The organism is Microcoleus sp. T3_D1, from assembly GCF_036700405.1.
Classification (GTDB): Bacteria; Cyanobacteriota; Cyanobacteriia; order Cyanobacteriales; family Microcoleaceae; genus Microcoleus.
In genome coordinates this window covers 76,281-90,703 of the sequence record NZ_JAUBOV010000017.1, presented here as the reverse complement: position 1 = coordinate 90,703, position 14,423 = coordinate 76,281, and the positions used below count along the sequence as shown (strand labels likewise).

General features: G+C 46.1%; 18 protein-coding genes, 1 tRNA gene and 1 pseudogene. 7 read left to right on the top strand and 13 right to left on the bottom strand.

The window, feature by feature from the left end; translation table 11 throughout:
* Positions 1-390: 390 nt before the first annotated feature.
* From moeB to QT992_RS10420, 10 genes are all read right to left on the bottom strand, one after another.
* Positions 391-1,557 carry a molybdopterin-synthase adenylyltransferase MoeB gene (gene moeB, locus QT992_RS10465; RefSeq protein WP_333321727.1) on the bottom strand — a complete coding sequence of 389 codons (1,167 nt, stop codon included), beginning with the start codon at positions 1,555-1,557 and terminating at the stop codon, positions 391-393.
* A gap of 79 nt (positions 1,558-1,636) precedes the next feature.
* A complete protein-coding gene (locus tag QT992_RS10460) occupies positions 1,637-2,116 on the bottom strand; it encodes a M67 family metallopeptidase (protein WP_333321728.1) in 480 nt (159 codons plus the stop codon).
* Positions 2,117-2,219: 103 nt separating this feature from the next.
* Positions 2,220-2,828 carry a Uma2 family endonuclease gene (locus QT992_RS10455; RefSeq protein ID WP_333321730.1) on the bottom strand — a complete coding sequence of 203 codons (609 nt, stop codon included), beginning with the start codon at positions 2,826-2,828 and terminating at the stop codon, positions 2,220-2,222.
* Between the two features lie 181 nt (positions 2,829-3,009).
* On the bottom strand, positions 3,010-3,237 hold the full coding sequence (locus QT992_RS10450; RefSeq protein ID WP_333054336.1) for a ferredoxin family protein: 228 nt from the start codon (positions 3,235-3,237) through the stop codon (positions 3,010-3,012).
* Positions 3,238-3,388: 151 nt separating this feature from the next.
* Positions 3,389-4,624: an ATP phosphoribosyltransferase regulatory subunit gene (locus tag QT992_RS10445; RefSeq protein WP_333321731.1), complete on the bottom strand. Its 1,236-nt coding sequence runs from the start codon at positions 4,622-4,624 to the stop codon at positions 3,389-3,391.
* Positions 4,625-4,851: 227 nt separating this feature from the next.
* Positions 4,852-5,046, bottom strand: a complete 195-nt coding sequence (locus QT992_RS10440; RefSeq protein ID WP_333321732.1) for a hypothetical protein — start codon at positions 5,044-5,046, stop codon at positions 4,852-4,854.
* Positions 5,047-5,081: 35 nt separating this feature from the next.
* On the bottom strand, positions 5,082-6,017 hold the full coding sequence (locus tag QT992_RS10435; RefSeq protein ID WP_333321734.1) for a tetratricopeptide repeat protein: 936 nt from the start codon (positions 6,015-6,017) through the stop codon (positions 5,082-5,084).
* Positions 6,018-6,119: 102 nt separating this feature from the next.
* Positions 6,120-6,935: an inositol monophosphatase family protein gene (locus QT992_RS10430; protein ID WP_333340547.1), complete on the bottom strand. Its 816-nt coding sequence runs from the start codon at positions 6,933-6,935 to the stop codon at positions 6,120-6,122.
* A 233-nt stretch (positions 6,936-7,168) separates the two neighbouring features.
* On the bottom strand, positions 7,169-7,684 hold the full coding sequence (locus QT992_RS10425; protein ID WP_333340549.1) for a thermonuclease family protein: 516 nt from the start codon (positions 7,682-7,684) through the stop codon (positions 7,169-7,171).
* A gap of 34 nt (positions 7,685-7,718) precedes the next feature.
* On the bottom strand, positions 7,719-8,087 hold the full coding sequence (locus tag QT992_RS10420; RefSeq protein WP_006635700.1) for a 2Fe-2S iron-sulfur cluster-binding protein: 369 nt from the start codon (positions 8,085-8,087) through the stop codon (positions 7,719-7,721).
* A 214-nt stretch (positions 8,088-8,301) separates the two neighbouring features.
* Between QT992_RS10420 and QT992_RS10415 the strand changes: the two genes are divergently transcribed.
* Positions 8,302-8,386: transfer RNA gene (locus tag QT992_RS10415), tRNA-Ser, on the top strand.
* Between the two features lie 748 nt (positions 8,387-9,134).
* Here QT992_RS10415 and QT992_RS10410 read toward each other — a convergent pair.
* A pseudogene (locus QT992_RS10410) lies at positions 9,135-9,284 on the bottom strand (transposase); the annotation flags it as partial.
* A 31-nt stretch (positions 9,285-9,315) separates the two neighbouring features.
* Between QT992_RS10410 and QT992_RS10405 the strand changes: the two are divergent.
* Entirely contained in the window at positions 9,316-9,591 is a 276-nt protein-coding gene (locus QT992_RS10405; protein WP_333340552.1) for a helix-turn-helix domain-containing protein, read from the top strand.
* A 12-nt stretch (positions 9,592-9,603) separates the two neighbouring features.
* The gene (locus QT992_RS10400; protein ID WP_333340554.1) at positions 9,604-10,578 is read left to right on the top strand and encodes a transposase; all 975 of its coding nucleotides are present in this window, start codon (positions 9,604-9,606) and stop codon (positions 10,576-10,578) included.
* Here the strand turns inward: QT992_RS10400 and QT992_RS10395 are convergent.
* Together QT992_RS10395 and QT992_RS10390 are read right to left on the bottom strand one after the other, a co-directional pair.
* Positions 10,568-10,837 carry a hypothetical protein gene (locus QT992_RS10395; protein ID WP_333321744.1) on the bottom strand — a complete coding sequence of 90 codons (270 nt, stop codon included), beginning with the start codon at positions 10,835-10,837 and terminating at the stop codon, positions 10,568-10,570. The two genes, QT992_RS10400 and QT992_RS10395, sit on opposite strands and share 11 nt — an antisense overlap.
* A 68-nt stretch (positions 10,838-10,905) precedes the next feature.
* Positions 10,906-11,712 (bottom strand): pentapeptide repeat-containing protein, encoded by an 807-nt coding sequence (locus QT992_RS10390; protein WP_333340556.1) that lies wholly within the window; start codon positions 11,710-11,712, stop codon positions 10,906-10,908.
* 71 nt (positions 11,713-11,783) lie between these two features.
* On the opposite strand from QT992_RS10390, the gene QT992_RS10385 reads away from it, so the two are divergent.
* From QT992_RS10385 to QT992_RS10370, 4 genes are all read left to right on the top strand, one after another.
* Complete coding sequence (locus tag QT992_RS10385; RefSeq protein WP_333340559.1) at positions 11,784-12,686, top strand: phosphodiester glycosidase family protein; 903 nt, start codon at positions 11,784-11,786, stop codon at positions 12,684-12,686.
* A gap of 295 nt (positions 12,687-12,981) precedes the next feature.
* Positions 12,982-13,638: a HEAT repeat domain-containing protein gene (locus QT992_RS10380; RefSeq protein ID WP_333340562.1), complete on the top strand. Its 657-nt coding sequence runs from the start codon at positions 12,982-12,984 to the stop codon at positions 13,636-13,638.
* 21 nt (positions 13,639-13,659) lie between these two features.
* Positions 13,660-13,809, top strand: coding sequence for a hypothetical protein (locus QT992_RS10375; protein WP_333286785.1), 150 nt, complete (start codon positions 13,660-13,662; stop codon positions 13,807-13,809).
* 60 nt (positions 13,810-13,869) lie between these two features.
* The coding region (locus tag QT992_RS10370; protein ID WP_333376940.1) for a ribbon-helix-helix protein, CopG family at positions 13,870-14,423 on the top strand (554 nt) is incomplete at its 3' end.

Genomic DNA, 14,423 nt, shown 5'->3' with positions numbered 1-14,423 from the left:
ATAATCAACAATCTGATAAACCCGCCCCCACCCAACCAAAAATACCAACCTACATTTTCCGATGCGATGCAAATTCCAGGTTGATGTGGGCGATCGGTGGTGGGGGGCGGGTTTATCTAGATTGTTGGTAATCGTTAGATATTGTTGGTGGAACCCGCCCCTACAAAATCTGGGTAAAGGTATTGTGCCAAAATCCCTGGTTTTTCCCCCACAATAAATGTACAATATCCCAAACATGGATAGTGCATCGCAAGGGCGATCGCATTTTATCAAGTAGCTAGTGAAGTTTACAAAGATAGAATCAAAGGAGAACGGGGTGAGAATACAGTTGCCCCCGCCATAATCCCGGTTCCGGGCGGGCAAATCGCCCGCCCCAGAAAAAGATTAGCCTTAATATTGAGGTACAGACGGGTCTACTTCTTCACTCCAAGCAGTAATTCCGCCCTTAACATTAATCCCCTCAATTCCAGCTTCCTTCAAAATCCCCAAAGCCTTCGCAGAACGCCCGCCCATTTTGCAGTGTGCAATCAAGCGGTGGCCGTTCAACAATTCCTTGACCTTAGCGACACCTGCGCCGTGTTCGATATCCGGCAAAGGAACCAAAACCGACCCAGGAATTTGACAAATTTGATACTCATTGGGATTGCGAACATCCAACAATACAAAATCCTTCGCACCGCTGTCGATTAACTCCTTAAGTTCTGTGACAGTCATTTCAGGAACTTGGATTTTGGCTTCCTCTGCTGTTGGTGGAATCAATCCGCAGAATTCTTCGTAATCGATTAACTTTTCAATTACCGGACGCACTGGATTTGGCCGCAATTTCAATTGCCGGAACGTCATATCTAAGGCATTGTAAAGCAACAGTCTGCCGCTCAAAGTAGTGCCTTGACCCAAGATAATCTTGATAGCTTCCGTTGCTTGGATAGAACCGACAACTCCGCACAAAACGCCTAAAACGCCGCCTTCTGCACAAGAAGGAACCATCCCAGGAGGCGGGGGTTCCGGGTACAAATCGCGATAATTCGGGCCGCCTTCGTAGTTGAAAACTGTTGCTTGCCCTTCAAATCGGAAGATAGAACCGTAGACGTTGGGCTTGTTTAGAAGGACGCAAACGTCGTTCATCAAATAGCGAGTCGGGAAGTTGTCCGTGCCGTCGATAATGATATCGTAAGGAGTGGCAATGTCGATCGCATTTTCCGAACTAACGCGAGTTTCGTACAAATCAACTTGGCAAAAAGGATTAATTTCTAAAATCCGATTTTTAGCCGACTCAATCTTCGGTTTCCCAACCCAAGAAGTGCCGTGAATTACTTGCCGCTGCAAATTAGAATGGTCTACAACATCAAAGTCTACAATCCCAATGCGGCCAACACCGGCGGCTGCTAAATACAGCAGCAGCGGCGAACCGAGGCCTCCCGTACCGATGCAGAGCACGCTGGCAGCTTTGAGACGCTTCTGCCCATCCAATCCCACTTCTGGCAGGATCAGGTGGCGAGAGTAGCGTTCGTATTCTTGTTTGTTGAGCTGGATCTCCTCCAGATTAGGATTTAGCATGATATTGTGTGTAGCGCAGATTTTGAATTACATCCTATCTGAATCTTTCGCATTTTTACGTGTTTGTTATTTTTACTAATTATTTCTTAATCTCAGTCGGTTCCTGTGCGAGAATTTCCTCTGCTTGAAAGTTCCCCTCTCCGTCAAGACTCCAACTGCGGATGTCTTCCCAACAGCCTTGTCGGACGGACACAATGATATAAGAGTATTGGGCCCAGGCCAATGTCCGATCGCACTCTGAGGGCACTGCGGGACAATCCGTGTGAGAATGATATATACCGATAATATCCAGACTGCGATCGCGCCCATGTTTCATCGCCCGCAACATATCTTCGGGCTTAATAGCATATCTGCGTCGTTCTGTCAATCCTTTTTCTTCCGGCCAATTCTCCTGGGCCTGTGCACTCCAAGCATTCTCAGTCGGCCAAACTTCCACTAAAGTTTTAACATCGCCAGTAACTCGACCCAGCAACAAACCGCAGCATTCTTCAGGATAAGCGCTTTCGGCGTGGGTACGCATGGATAAAATATGAGAGTCGGAAAGTGCGATCGGCTGCATAGGATTTTATTGTAGTTTTTTTTGTCAAGTGCGATGGGCTTTTTTTTAAATTGTGGAACAGGCCGGAAAGCCTGTTCAATACTGGCTTTTCTGGAGATGTCTATTAATTTGAGGTTCCTGTAGCTGTTTGCAAAACAGTTCTATAAGCAATAACAGCTTCAGTTTGGTTAACATATCCTACATATTGACTCAATACAGAAAAGTCTAACTCAGGCAAAAATTCACTGCTGGAAATTAACTCATAACCAGACGCGCGCAAGTGGTAAATAGAAAATTGATCGTTAGCCCAAAACCAGACTTCAGGAACTTGCAAACCGCGATACACTTCTAGTTTGTCAACTCCACCGCTACTTAGAGCAATTTCGATCGCAATATCAGGGATTTCTGCAAGTGCACCCAAGCAGTAACACTCATCTGGTTCCGCACCCCGTCTCACAGCTTCGCGACGAAATGTAGCACTACCGTAACCGTTGAGATTAATTAGCCTTTCAACTGCATAATTTTCTATCAACCGGGCAATAATTTTTTTAAGCCTTTCATGTTCGGGCGAAGTCGTCATAATAATTTCTAACGTTCCTTCCAAGTAAGTCATCCTGGGGAATCCATCGACAAACATATCGGAAAGTTGCTCGTATTGTTCCCAAGTCACATCATATAGAATGATGCGCTGTTCAGTCGCTGGAGCGAGAGTTTTTGGATCTAAAAGTAGCATAACTAATTACCTGCACTTAAGATATCTCAACGTTAGATTTTTTCGTTCTTTCTCAACTTCTTCTCTGTGTCCTCTGTGGTCTCTGCGGTTCGTAAAAAAAGTTCCTATATAAATTTAACGAACCGCGAAGACGCTTATGACACAAAGGAAGAGAAAAGAAGGGGAAAAAGAGTTAATTCAATCAAGTCGGAGTTTGCTGCAACTCAGGCCGCTCATCTGGAACGATCGCACCTTCGACAGGACACACCTGCAAACAAATACCGCAGTCAATACAGGTATCAAAATCAATCCAAAACCAATCAGTCCCCTTGACATTTTTGCCGGGGCCGGGGTGAATGCAAGCAACCGGACAAGCGCCGACGCAATCAGCAATTCCCTCGCAAATATTCGTAACAATAGTGTGTGCCATAGTGTTCTCTCAAAAGATTTTAGTTAGATAGGGAATTAGCAATTAGCAATTGGCAAAACCTTCTCTCAATCAGCAGGATACATAATATCATATCGGGTGATTTTTAACCAATTACCAACTACTAATTACCAATTACCAATTACCAATTAGCCTAATTTACCGTTTCAATTGTTGGCAATCCTTCGGCATTTACCCAAGCAATTTGAGCAATTCGTCGATCGCGCGCATATTCCCGCGCCGACTCTGCTGTCTCCCGACTCTCCAAATCTATTTCCACCCGAACTAGGTGAGTAGAGTCTCGGAGTTTGCGAGCGTAAGCAAACGCGGCGGCACTAGCTTCAGGAGTTTGAGCCACAACCAACCAGTCGCTAGCTGGCGTCTCCGTGGGCAACTGCCCCTCTGTCAGCAAAACTTGGTGCAAATCTTCAATATTCAGACAAAACCCGATGCCGGGGGAATTTTGCCCTTGGGGATCGAACAGTCCCAACAGTTGGTCGTAGCGTCCCCCTTGTCCTAAAACTCGCTGTCCTGTCTTGCTGCTGCTGACAACTTCAAACACAATTCCAGTGTAGTAGTCAAATGTTTGAATTAAACTCAAATCGAGGTGAATGTGGGATTTTAGATTTGGAATTTTTGACTGGCATTGGTGCAGCAATTCGATCGCCGATTTGAGATTATTTAACGCGGCTTGCTGCGGCAAATCTAAATCCAGCTTGGCAACAATTGGCAACACCTCTTCTGGGCGGCCGCGCAAGTCAAATAATAGCAGAGCTCTTTCTCGCAATTCGGTTGACAGCGGCAAAGTTTCCAAGGCAATTCGATCGAGATTGGCGATCGCCCCCCGAACTTTTTGGCGGACGTTTGGCGGAAACGGTTCTAGCAATGTTGCAGTCAAGCCCGCTTCTCCCAAAACCAAATGCCACTCATCAATTTCCAAGCTTTGCAAGCACTCTGACAGCAGCAGCAGCACTTCCGCATCCGCAACCGCCCCCCCCGCGCCAAGCAGCTCTACCCCAGCTTGATAGAACTCCTGTTGCCCGCCTGAGCCAGTATCGGGGCCTTTGCGGAACACGTTGGCGTTGTAGTAGAGGCGCTGAGGTTGCCAGCGAGTCCCGGCCATCCGCATTGCAGCCGCGCGCGCGATGGATGCTGTCAATTCCGGCCGCAAACCAAGTTCTCCATCCTCGGCGTCTTGCAGTTGAATTAAGGTCGATCGGTCGATCGCGCCCCCAGCCATCAAAGTTTCCAGCCTTTCTAGAGTTGAAGTAATAATCCGGTGATAGCCCCAGCGGTGAAAAACCTGCTGTAAGCGCCGTTCGATCGAAATTTTTTGAGCAACGTCAAGGGGCAATAAATCTCTTGCACCCGATGGGGGTTGGTGAACCATATCAATTTTAGATTTTAGACTTTAGATTTTAGATGGGGCTTAGAAGCTTAGCTTTATGGACGGTGTTAAAGTCTAACCAGGCCAGCTTAACATTCGACTTTAACAAATTAAGGTGTCATCTCTATTTTCGATTTTCGATTTTCGATTTTCGATTGGGCTTAGAAGCTTAGCTTTAGGGAACGGTGTTAAAGTCGAAGAAGGCCAGCTTAACCTTCGATTTTAACAAATTAAGGTCTAATATCGTTTTTGTTGGCATCGGAATTATCATTTTCCCCGTCAGTGCGATCGTCCCGTTCTTTCTGGAGCATCCGCGATCGCGGGACGATCGCACTGACGGTATAATTCTGACTGCGATCCGATGTGATATCACCAACTCTGGATTCTTTTGAGCCAGAGCACTCCACTGCTGAGCAGTTTACCAATTTCTCAATATTCCCGACTCACAACTCACAACTTCTCACTTCTTCTTCCCGCCAAACAAACTTGCAAAAAATCCTGGTTTATCGTCACCTTTTTTGGCCTTTGCGGAAGCTTGTTCCAGCTTTTTCTTAACCTCCAAAGCCGTCGGTTCTTCAGGATTTGATGCCAAAGCTTTGTTCATCTCAATTTTTGCCATTGTGGCTTGATTTTGTTCAAGGTAACACATTGCTAACATAGCGTGAGCCTTGCTGTGTTTTGGATCTCGCTTCATGGCTTCCCTCAACTCCAAACTTGCTTTAGCGTAATTTTTGCTGTCCATAAATCCTTGAGCTCGGCGGCAATAGGCTTCGGTCTGTGAGTTTGGGGGTTCGACTTTAGGCGGAGGAGGCGGCGTGGGATTTACTGTGGCTGAGGTTGCTGCTACTGTTTTTTCTGTGCTAGTTGGGGGTGTGACTTTTGGGGGCGGACTCACTGTAACCGCACCACCACCACCCATGCGCTCTTTTCGCAGCAGGTAAACCATGTTGAGTTCGCTAATTTGATCGATCGCCTCTTGCGTTTCCTTAACTGATTCGTACTGCTTGAGAGCGAGTTTGCTAACTGCTGTTTTGTAAGCTTCTTCCCAATTTTGAGCGGTAGCTAACTGTTTGGCTGCTGCGCTTTCAATTTGCATTTTCGCCTGTTCTTTAACGACGCGCTTGGCGATGGCTGCTAAGAGTAGGGTGTATTCTTTGCGATCGCTTTCCTTAGAGAATTTATTGTAAGCCGGATTGACTACTTTTGACAAAAATTGGTTAGCCCAATCTTTATCAGCTTGGCTTTCAAAAGAGCAAGTATCCGAATGCAATCGGCGGGCGATTTTCATGTAGCGCTTGCGGATGTCGTTAAACTCGGCGTCTAAGGGAATTCCCAAAATTGCGTGCTGATCTGTAAAGTCGTACTTGAACAGCCCTTTTGTCATTTCAAAAGACATAACTTTTACTCTTCCTTTCCTGGCTTTTCACTATTCTTTAATGTAGCTTGACTCAAGGGGTTGTGACCCCCGTACTACCCCCGATCTCTGGCTGGGGGGACGTTACTTCCAAGAAGATAAGGGAGGAACTGCTAGCAGTGCGCTGCTGAGTTCGGCGTGTATTTTGCCGTTTGTGGCCAAAACCCGACCTGAGTTCATCTCAAAGGCACTGCCGTCATAAGCTGTAATTTGACCTCCGGCTTCGGAGACGATGACTACACCGGCGGCTACGTCCCAAGGGGCGAGTCCCCGTTCCCAGTATCCGTCCGATCGCCCCATCGCGAGGTGTGCGAGGTCTAGGGATGCGGAACCGCTGCGTCGCACGCCTTGGGTGAGGTGGGTGAGGTGACAGAATTCGGCATAATTATTGTCTGCTGTTTCGCGCCGATCGTATGCAAAGCCAGTGACTAGCAAGCTGGTTCTCAATTCTGAGATTTGGGAAACTTCGATCGGTGATCGGTTGCAGGTTGCTCCCAATCCTTTGCCTGCCCGAAACAATTCATTATGAAAGGGGTCGTAAATTACTCCAATTTGTGGTATACCGTCGATTAAAAGTCCGATCGACACGGCCCAAAAAGGATATTGGTGAGCATAATTTGTTGTGCCGTCCAAAGGGTCGATCGCCCACAGGTATTTGCTGCTAGCATCCCCTAATTTGCCGGATTCTTCGGCGAGGATGGCGTGGTCGGGTACGTGGCGGCCCAGAATTTCTAAGATGACGACTTCTGAGGCTTTGTCGGCTTCTGTGACTAAATCGCCCGATCGGCCTTTTTCTTGAATTTTTTCTAATTTTCCGCAGAAAGATTGCAGGACGGAACCGGCGGCTAGGGCTGCTTCGGTGGCTATTTCTAAGAAGTTTTGCAGTTGATTGTCAGTCATTTGTTAGTTGTTAGTTGTTAGTTGTTAGTTGTCAGTTGTCAGTTGTCAGTTGTTAGTTGTTAGTTGTCAGTTGTCAACAATTCCCAACTGACCGAAAGCATCCACGATACCCGCCACGTGATTCATCCGTCCAGAAATAAAAACCTGTACCCGATGAAACTTGCCCCCCGAATTTATCGGTGGGGTCAATGCTTCAATCTAAAATCTAAAATCTAAAATCTAAAATCGATTGACTATTTCCGATTTTGCTGGCGGAATTCTGCAGGAGTTTGGCGCAAAGCTCGTTCTGGATTCCACAAGCCTTTACCCATGAGTCTCGCCCATTCTTGAGCGTTGATGAGTCGCTGCTGGTATTTGGTGTTGGGCGATCGCGCTGAGGCCAGGGCATAACCTTCTTTGATTAGCTGTTCGTTGAGCAAAATTTTATCTTGCCACAAGTAGGCTAGTTTGCGATCGAACCGATCTTTCTGTTCGATGTCTGATTCTAACAATACCTCTTTTCCCCCAGTTAGCTGTTCTAGTCTTTGTTTGGCTGCTTCTCCCCAAGGCTGCTGTTTTAAATCCGGCGCATCAATACCAATCAGCCTGATTTGTTCTAATAAGGCTATTTTGTCGGCTGTACTGATAACTTCGATTGTTTGGCCGCTGATGGCCCTTTCTACTTTGGCGATCGTACCTTGGGGAATTTCTGGTTTTTGGCAGCTAGCTAGCAACAGACAAAGGGCGATCGCACATAATCGATAAAGCATGGATAATTGGTAGTTGATTATTTATCAAATTGCCTTATTCTTCATCCAACGGCAAACCGGCTCGAACTTTACCTTTGCCGAAGTAGCGGCCGAACTGCAGTTCGTACACTTCGTCTTCGTCTTGCGTCTCTACCTCGATGTTGGAACGGGGATAGCTGACGCACAGCAGGGCATAACCTTCTTTTTGCAGTTCCACAGACAGCCCCATTGCTTCTGGCTGGTGCAGTTCGCCCGACTTGACGCGCACCGCACAGGCGGTACAAGCGCCGTTGCGGCAGGAAAATGGCAATTCTACTCCTTGGTTTTCCGCGCTTTGCAGGATGTAGCGGTCTTCGGGTACTCGCACGGTGTGGCGATCGCCTGTCTGTCTGTTATGAATTTTAATTGTGTAAGAGTCAGTCATGGAATTTTAGATTTTAGATTTTAGATTTTAGATTGGGGTTTGGCGAGCAAACTCCTTTAGATGAAGGGGTTTGCGACCCCAGGAGGAGAATCCAAGCCGCGTCGTTTGACACCCTACCCACATTAAACAGTAAATTTATGCCGTTACCCCTTCCCAAATCAGATTTGTTCTGCTAATATAGTTTAGCTGTGGCTAAATGAATTAATTTAGCCCTGGAGAGGTGGCCGAGCGGTTGAAGGCGCACGCCTGGAAAGTGTGTTTAGGGCAACTTAACGAGGGTTCGAATCCCTCCCTCTCCGTTAATCAAGCTGTTCAGGCAAAAAAAACAGCTTGCAAAAAAAAATCTCATATCTGAGATAAATACTTTGATTAGAGCGATCGCCCTTGAATTCTTGTAGAAAACTCAAGGGCGATCGCTTTTCAATGTTTGAGTGTAAATTAGGGCGATCGCGCCGAGAATAAACGCCCCGATATAATGCCAATACTAGAAAACCATAGTGACGCTCGTACACCAATCGCCAGCGATATGGTCTAGGAGCGTCACCTAATTGTTTTTTCCAAATTTATCTTTGAACTGATCATACCTTAATTCAGCAACGCCTAATAATCGGTAACATTCAGGGACTGCCGGCATAGGGCCAGATGCCTCAGGCATGGGCATCTGGCATCGGGCATCGGTAATACTTAGTGGTTACTGGTTAGTAGTTTTTCTAATCACAAATAACCAATGCCCTATTCCCAATGCCCAATTTCCAAATAAAATAAACAAGCTACGTGAGATTTTAAAATAATCGCCTAGTGCTTTAGCTTGTGCCTTGCTAATCGCTCTTTTCCCATTCACCACCTCAGACACTACACCGCTCGATCCAATGATACCTACCAAGTCCGCTTGACAGGTGCCGCTGGATTCCATCTAAACTGCGGGGTACTCCCACCAGACCGCTAGACGCGGTTGGTGGCGAGGGGGATAGCAGGTCGGTGAGGAATCCCACGCCCCAACAACTTTGACAGCTCAAAGAGTGAGTGGGGTGGGTGACGAACCGACAATTACTCTGCGATATCACTCTGGTTTTCGACATATTTTCTAACTTGTTCAACGGTAACGCCGCCACAACTGGCAACGAAATAGGCACCCGTCCAGAACGCTGGTTTACTGTAAATTAGGTTAACAATATCAGCAAATTCCTTGCGAAATAGCTCATAGCACTAAGCATGATATAATAATCCTATGCTACTCACTTATCAGTACCGATTGCAACCAAACCAAGAACAGGCGGCGACTTTGAGCCACTGGGGTGAATTGTTGCGTCGGCATTGGAACTATGCTCTTGGACAAAGATTAGATTACCTTCGTCGCACCCGCTCTTCAATCGATAGATGCAGTCTGATAAGTGAGCCAATTGGTGAGATTCCTGCACGAGTTGATTACTATTCACAAGCTGCCAATTTAAAGGAAACAAAATCATTATTTCCTGAATATAAAGACATTTATGCTGACTGCTAACAGCAAAATTTAATGCGGTTAGATAAGGCTTGGAAGCGATGGTTAGTCCCCGATAAAAGCGGTAAGAGAGGCGGTAAACCCAGGTTTAAGAAACAGGGTGATCTTTGTTCGATTACATTTCCCAGAGTCAATTCTGCCAAAGCCGGAGCGAACTTAAATAGTAGCACTTTAAAGTTATCTAAAATTGGTGAGATTCCAGTAATATTGCACCGTCCGATACCCGACGGTTTCGATATTAAACAAGCAACAATCGTTAGCAAAGCTGATGGTTGGTATATAAGTTTCGCACTTGAAGATAACACAGTACCGACTTCCTTACCTGTTGATAAAATTAAATCTGCGGTGGGAATTGATGTTGGATTAGAAAAGTTTCTAACTACTAGTGACGCTGAAGCAATTGCCGTTCCTCTGTTCTACCGCAAGGCTCAAGCTGTTCTAGCACGGAGACAACGCAAGTTAGCCAGACAGTCCAAGGGGTCTAACAACTATCAAAAACAAGCGAATAAAGTTGCTAGGTTGCATCTGCATATTGCCCGTCAACGCAAAGATTTTCATTATTCTGTAGCTCATTATTTATGTACAACTTACGATCTGATTGGATTCGAGAAATTGAATATCAAGGGTCTAGCTAGAACCAGATTAGCTAAATCAATACTCGATGTTGCATGGCGGACGTTCTTGAATATATTGCAAGCAGTAGCGGTAAGACGCGGTAAGCATACCCAAGAAGTTGATGCTAAAGGCACAAGTATTGAGTGTTTTAATTGTGAAGAAAGAGTTGTTAAAGACCTGTCTATTCGTATTCATAATTGCCCCAATTGTTCGGTTTGTTTGGACAGAGATTTAAACGCTTCACTGAACATACTTAAACGGACGGTAGGACAACCGTTTGCTGCTTGTGGAGGCTTAGTCAGTAGACAGCCTGTGAGACAAGAACTCTCATTTGTGAATTTGAGAAGCCCCCGTCAGACCGCTTTTAGCGGTTGACGGTGGGAGTTGTCACGATGTGTTGCAAAATCTCATGAGGCTCCGATTTGTCGATCGGATAATTTTCCGTCTCATAAACTTCAATCAGCGTGACTAACAACTTGTATAAAGCTCTCTCCTCTGGAGTGAGGTTTTTAGCGAACGTTAGCCGTTCTGCTACTGCCAGGAGGCGCTCGTATTCCTCTTCGGTTTCGATCGCCCTAGGAGCGATTTGTGCAAGCAATTTGCTATAAGTGGCTCCATCAAAAGTAAGGATCATTTTTTTATTTGTCTTTGTCGTATTCAGCCTGGGTTAGGAAATAAATGTCAATTAGGGAATTTTAGATTTTAAATTTTAGATTTTAGATAGAGGTAATTTATATCGAACTTAGCATCAGCGAGATTTGCCCCTCTGAACGAAGTACCCTCAGCATTTCCAATCTCTCGAACAAGCGCCGAGAAAGACACAAACGCAAACCAAAGATACAGCGGCGACAGCAAACCGAAACACATACCCCAAAACAGTTTGTGAGTGCTCAGAAAAGCGCTCGCCGTTGCACTGAACAAAAAAGCCGCTGCGTAAGTCGCCACACTTCCAGCCGATGCGATCGCAATCTGTGCAAATTGGCTACGAATCCGGGAACTCACAAAAAACATTAACACCCCGCCGATCGACATTCCAGCAAGAGCAGCCTGGGAATTATTATTAGTTGCAGTGCCAGCATAGAAAAATCCCAACAAAGCTCCTGATAGAATAGCAGAAATTGTTCGTGCCAATCTACCCGCTGAGGTTTGTGGCTGTTTGCTGGCGATCGCCGAAGCGAAACCAGCAGCGCTCAAAACCCCGTACAGCAACAGAACAAAAGGCCAACTGCCAGAGCCCGGTACTTGTCCTTGAGTTCCCAAAATCAGTCGAGTCAGAACATCGCCCACAACCAAACAAATCGCGATCGCCCCAGCACTCAAAACAGCTATCTGTCGCCGAGAAAGCCCGATTTTGGCACCGAGAAAATTCGCACCCGCTAACTGAGCATTTCTAAAATTGCAGCCTCGAACATCCGCACCGCTGAAATCAGCACCGTTAAGAACTTGTCCTTGGAACGATCGATTTCGTAAAATTTGATTGCTAAAATTATTGGAATCCGAATACTTCATATTAGTATAGGATGCTGGAAAATATATAAATCTGTCAGTGTTTCCGTCCCCAATCTCCAATCTAAAATGGTATGACTTATCGGCCCACGATCAAACAAATTTGGCATATTCTCGGTGTGGGAATATTGCTCGCACCAATACTACTCTACAATATTCCCTACTTTTTGCGTCCCCAACAAACAAACGAAGCCCGATCGCTCTTTCAGGGAATAGCCTACCGCAGGGAATTTCGGACTAATCCGCGTCCCACCCTAATTCACATTGTTAGCATCGACCTAAAAGCGCCGGGAATAGGAATTTTTGTCACTCCCGGAAACCCAACACCCGATTTAACAGAAACCAATGCCCGCACGGCTACTGAATTCCTGAAAGAATTTAAATTGCAATTAGCAGTCAACGGCAATTTTTTTTATCCCTGCATCGAGGAAGCACCTTGGGATTACTATCCCCGCAGTGGCGATCGAGTAAATAATGTCGGACACGCCATTGCCAAAAGTCAAGCTTATTCTCAACCAAATCCAGACTTTCCCGCCCTTTGTTTTGATGCCAAAAACCGCGCTCAAATAATCGAAAACGGCACTTGCCCTGCGGGAACAGCCTATGCAGTTGCCGGAGATACTTTGCTGGTAAAAAATGGCAAACCCGTAGCACAAAGCCAGAAAGAACGCACACAGGATAAACCCTATCCCCGTGCCGTCGTGGCGATCGACAAAACAGGCGACAAGTTGTGGTTAATTCTGGTAGACGGCAAGCAGAGGCTTTACAGTGAAGGGCTGAAATTGAGCGAAATAACTGATATTTCGATGCAGTTGGGAGTTGAGACAGTGCTAAATTTAGATGGTGGCGGGTCGGTAACTTTTGCAGTAGCATCGCCGTCAGGAGCGAAACTGTTGAATGCTCCGATTCAGAATAAAATTCCCATGCAGGAACGTCCAATTTCCAATCATTTGGGATTTTATGCGCGGGATAATTAGGGTTTTAAATTGCGCTTTTATCTCCGCAACTTGGGGTTAAAAATGATTCTATTCTGCACTGCGCCCAAGCCGCAGGTTGTATAAAATTGGCTGTTAAAACATATTTAAAAAAATAAATGATGCCTCCGCCTACTCAAATAAATAGGGTACTGATTGCCTTAATTACTAATACAAAAGCTCGCTTAAATACCCACAAAAATTCTGATTCAGCAGTGAAGTTTTTTTAAATCTGCCCCAAATCCGGGAATAATTGCTAAAATTGTAAAGAAACGTAACAAAAATTTATAATTGGCTTATGAAAATTAACGAAATCCAAGCAGCGCTGCAAAGTTCGGATTCTCAAGAGAGGCTGCGGGGGGTAACGGCTCTGAGAAAGTGCGATTCTGCGGTGGCGCTACCGATGTTGCTGAGCAAAGTGGACGATCGCGAGTTTATGGTGCGATCGTTCGTGGCGATGGGATTGCGGCAGATTCAAACTGCGGAAGCTTTTGCGGCGCTGTTAAAAATGATGCAGTTCGATCGCGATCCGAACGTGCGCGCCGAAGCCGCTAACTCTTTGTCAAGGTTCGGAACCGAGGCAATTTCTCATTTAGTGGAAGCTTTTCGCCGCGATGACAATTGGCTCGTCCGCCGCAGCATTATGGCTCCGCTGTACGAAATGCAGTGTCCTGATGCAGTATTTGAAATTTGTGCGATCGGTCTTGGCGGCGAAGATTTACCTGTTCAGGAAGCAGCAATTGACGGATTTGGTCTGCTGGCAAATACCCGGAAGCAAGAACAGGCATTGCAGCAATTATTACCTCTAGTAAGTTCGGATAACTGGGGAATTCGGCTGCGAGTTGCTCGCGCGCTGAGCAAATTTGACAATCCTCAAGCTCGCGCTGCTGTGAGCTATTTGGCAAAAGATCGAGATCATCGGGTTGCAGGTGCGACTTTGGAAGCTTCGCTTTAAAACAACGGCTTACAAGCTCGACTGCGCTATCTGCGGTATCGTGCCGAAAAAACCCCGGCCCAGGGAATGTTCACGCGGTTCTGCCGGGAGGAATGGATCGAAGAATACATTCACGGCTTTTTGTTCAATTGGGAACGCAAGCTGGCACAATTGGTAAGTAACAAGAATTAATTTTAATACAAGCTTCAGCCACTATACTAATAAGTGTAGGTTGGCATGAGGAAAATGCCAATGGTCAAAAAAAATCGCAATGTAGTTAGTTCCAATTCAGACAGCAAAGTCAAAATCGGACTTTCGCTGACTTCTTCTAGTGCCGATCGATTGAACACGATCGCTCGAAAGCTCGGAATATCAAGGTCGGAGCTCCTAGAACGCTTGGCACAAGGCGCTCTGGATATTTCAAGCGACAAGACGGAAGTTAGTGTCACTTGGAAAAAAGGTGAAGAAACGCAGGTAGAAGCCGCCCACTTGCAAGGGGAAACAGCCGAAGAAAGCGAATTTAATGACGCTGTAACGGCAGAAACTCTATCGGACTCGGTGAGTGTAAAGCCAAATCCGCTGCAAGAAAGTTACGAAACTTTACAGAAGCAGTTGGCTGAACGCGAAAGTTCGATCGCTTCTTTGCAGCAGCAACTCGCTACCGAAAAGCAAAATCTCGAAAGCCAATTAGCCGAAACAGTAGCGAAGTCAAGTTACGAAACTTTACAGAAGCAGTTGGCTGAACGCGAAAGTTCGATCGCTTCTTTGCAGCAGCAACTCGCTACTGAAAAGCAAAATCTCGAAAG

Bases quoted from the DNA above. Each gene is read 5' to 3' on its own strand.
- QT992_RS10430 (WP_333340547.1), bottom strand. From the start codon at position 6,935: ATGACTGACAATCAACTGCAAAACTTCTTAGAAATAGCCACCGAAGCA.
- QT992_RS10450 (WP_333054336.1), bottom strand. From the start codon at position 3,237: ATGGCACACACTATTGTTACGAATATTTGCGAGGGAATTGCTGATTGC.
- QT992_RS10445 (WP_333321731.1), bottom strand. From the start codon at position 4,624: ATGGTTCACCAACCCCCATCGGGTGCAAGAGATTTATTGCCCCTTGAC.
- QT992_RS10435 (WP_333321734.1), bottom strand. From the start codon at position 6,017: ATGTCTTTTGAAATGACAAAAGGGCTGTTCAAGTACGACTTTACAGAT.
- QT992_RS10420 (WP_006635700.1), bottom strand. From the start codon at position 8,087: ATGACTGACTCTTACACAATTAAAATTCATAACAGACAGACAGGCGAT.
- QT992_RS10460 (WP_333321728.1), bottom strand. From the start codon at position 2,116: ATGCAGCCGATCGCACTTTCCGACTCTCATATTTTATCCATGCGTACC.
- QT992_RS10380 (WP_333340562.1), top strand. From the start codon at position 12,982: ATGAAAATTAACGAAATCCAAGCAGCGCTGCAAAGTTCGGATTCTCAA.
- QT992_RS10405 (WP_333340552.1), top strand. From the start codon at position 9,316: ATGCTACTCACTTATCAGTACCGATTGCAACCAAACCAAGAACAGGCG.
- moeB (WP_333321727.1), bottom strand. From the start codon at position 1,557: ATGCTAAATCCTAATCTGGAGGAGATCCAGCTCAACAAACAAGAATAC.
- QT992_RS10395 (WP_333321744.1), bottom strand. From the start codon at position 10,837: ATGATCCTTACTTTTGATGGAGCCACTTATAGCAAATTGCTTGCACAA.
- QT992_RS10455 (WP_333321730.1), bottom strand. From the start codon at position 2,828: ATGCTACTTTTAGATCCAAAAACTCTCGCTCCAGCGACTGAACAGCGC.
- QT992_RS10385 (WP_333340559.1), top strand. From the start codon at position 11,784: ATGACTTATCGGCCCACGATCAAACAAATTTGGCATATTCTCGGTGTG.
- QT992_RS10425 (WP_333340549.1), bottom strand. From the start codon at position 7,684: ATGCTTTATCGATTATGTGCGATCGCCCTTTGTCTGTTGCTAGCTAGC.
- QT992_RS10390 (WP_333340556.1), bottom strand. From the start codon at position 11,712: ATGAAGTATTCGGATTCCAATAATTTTAGCAATCAAATTTTACGAAAT.
- QT992_RS10400 (WP_333340554.1), top strand. From the start codon at position 9,604: ATGCGGTTAGATAAGGCTTGGAAGCGATGGTTAGTCCCCGATAAAAGC.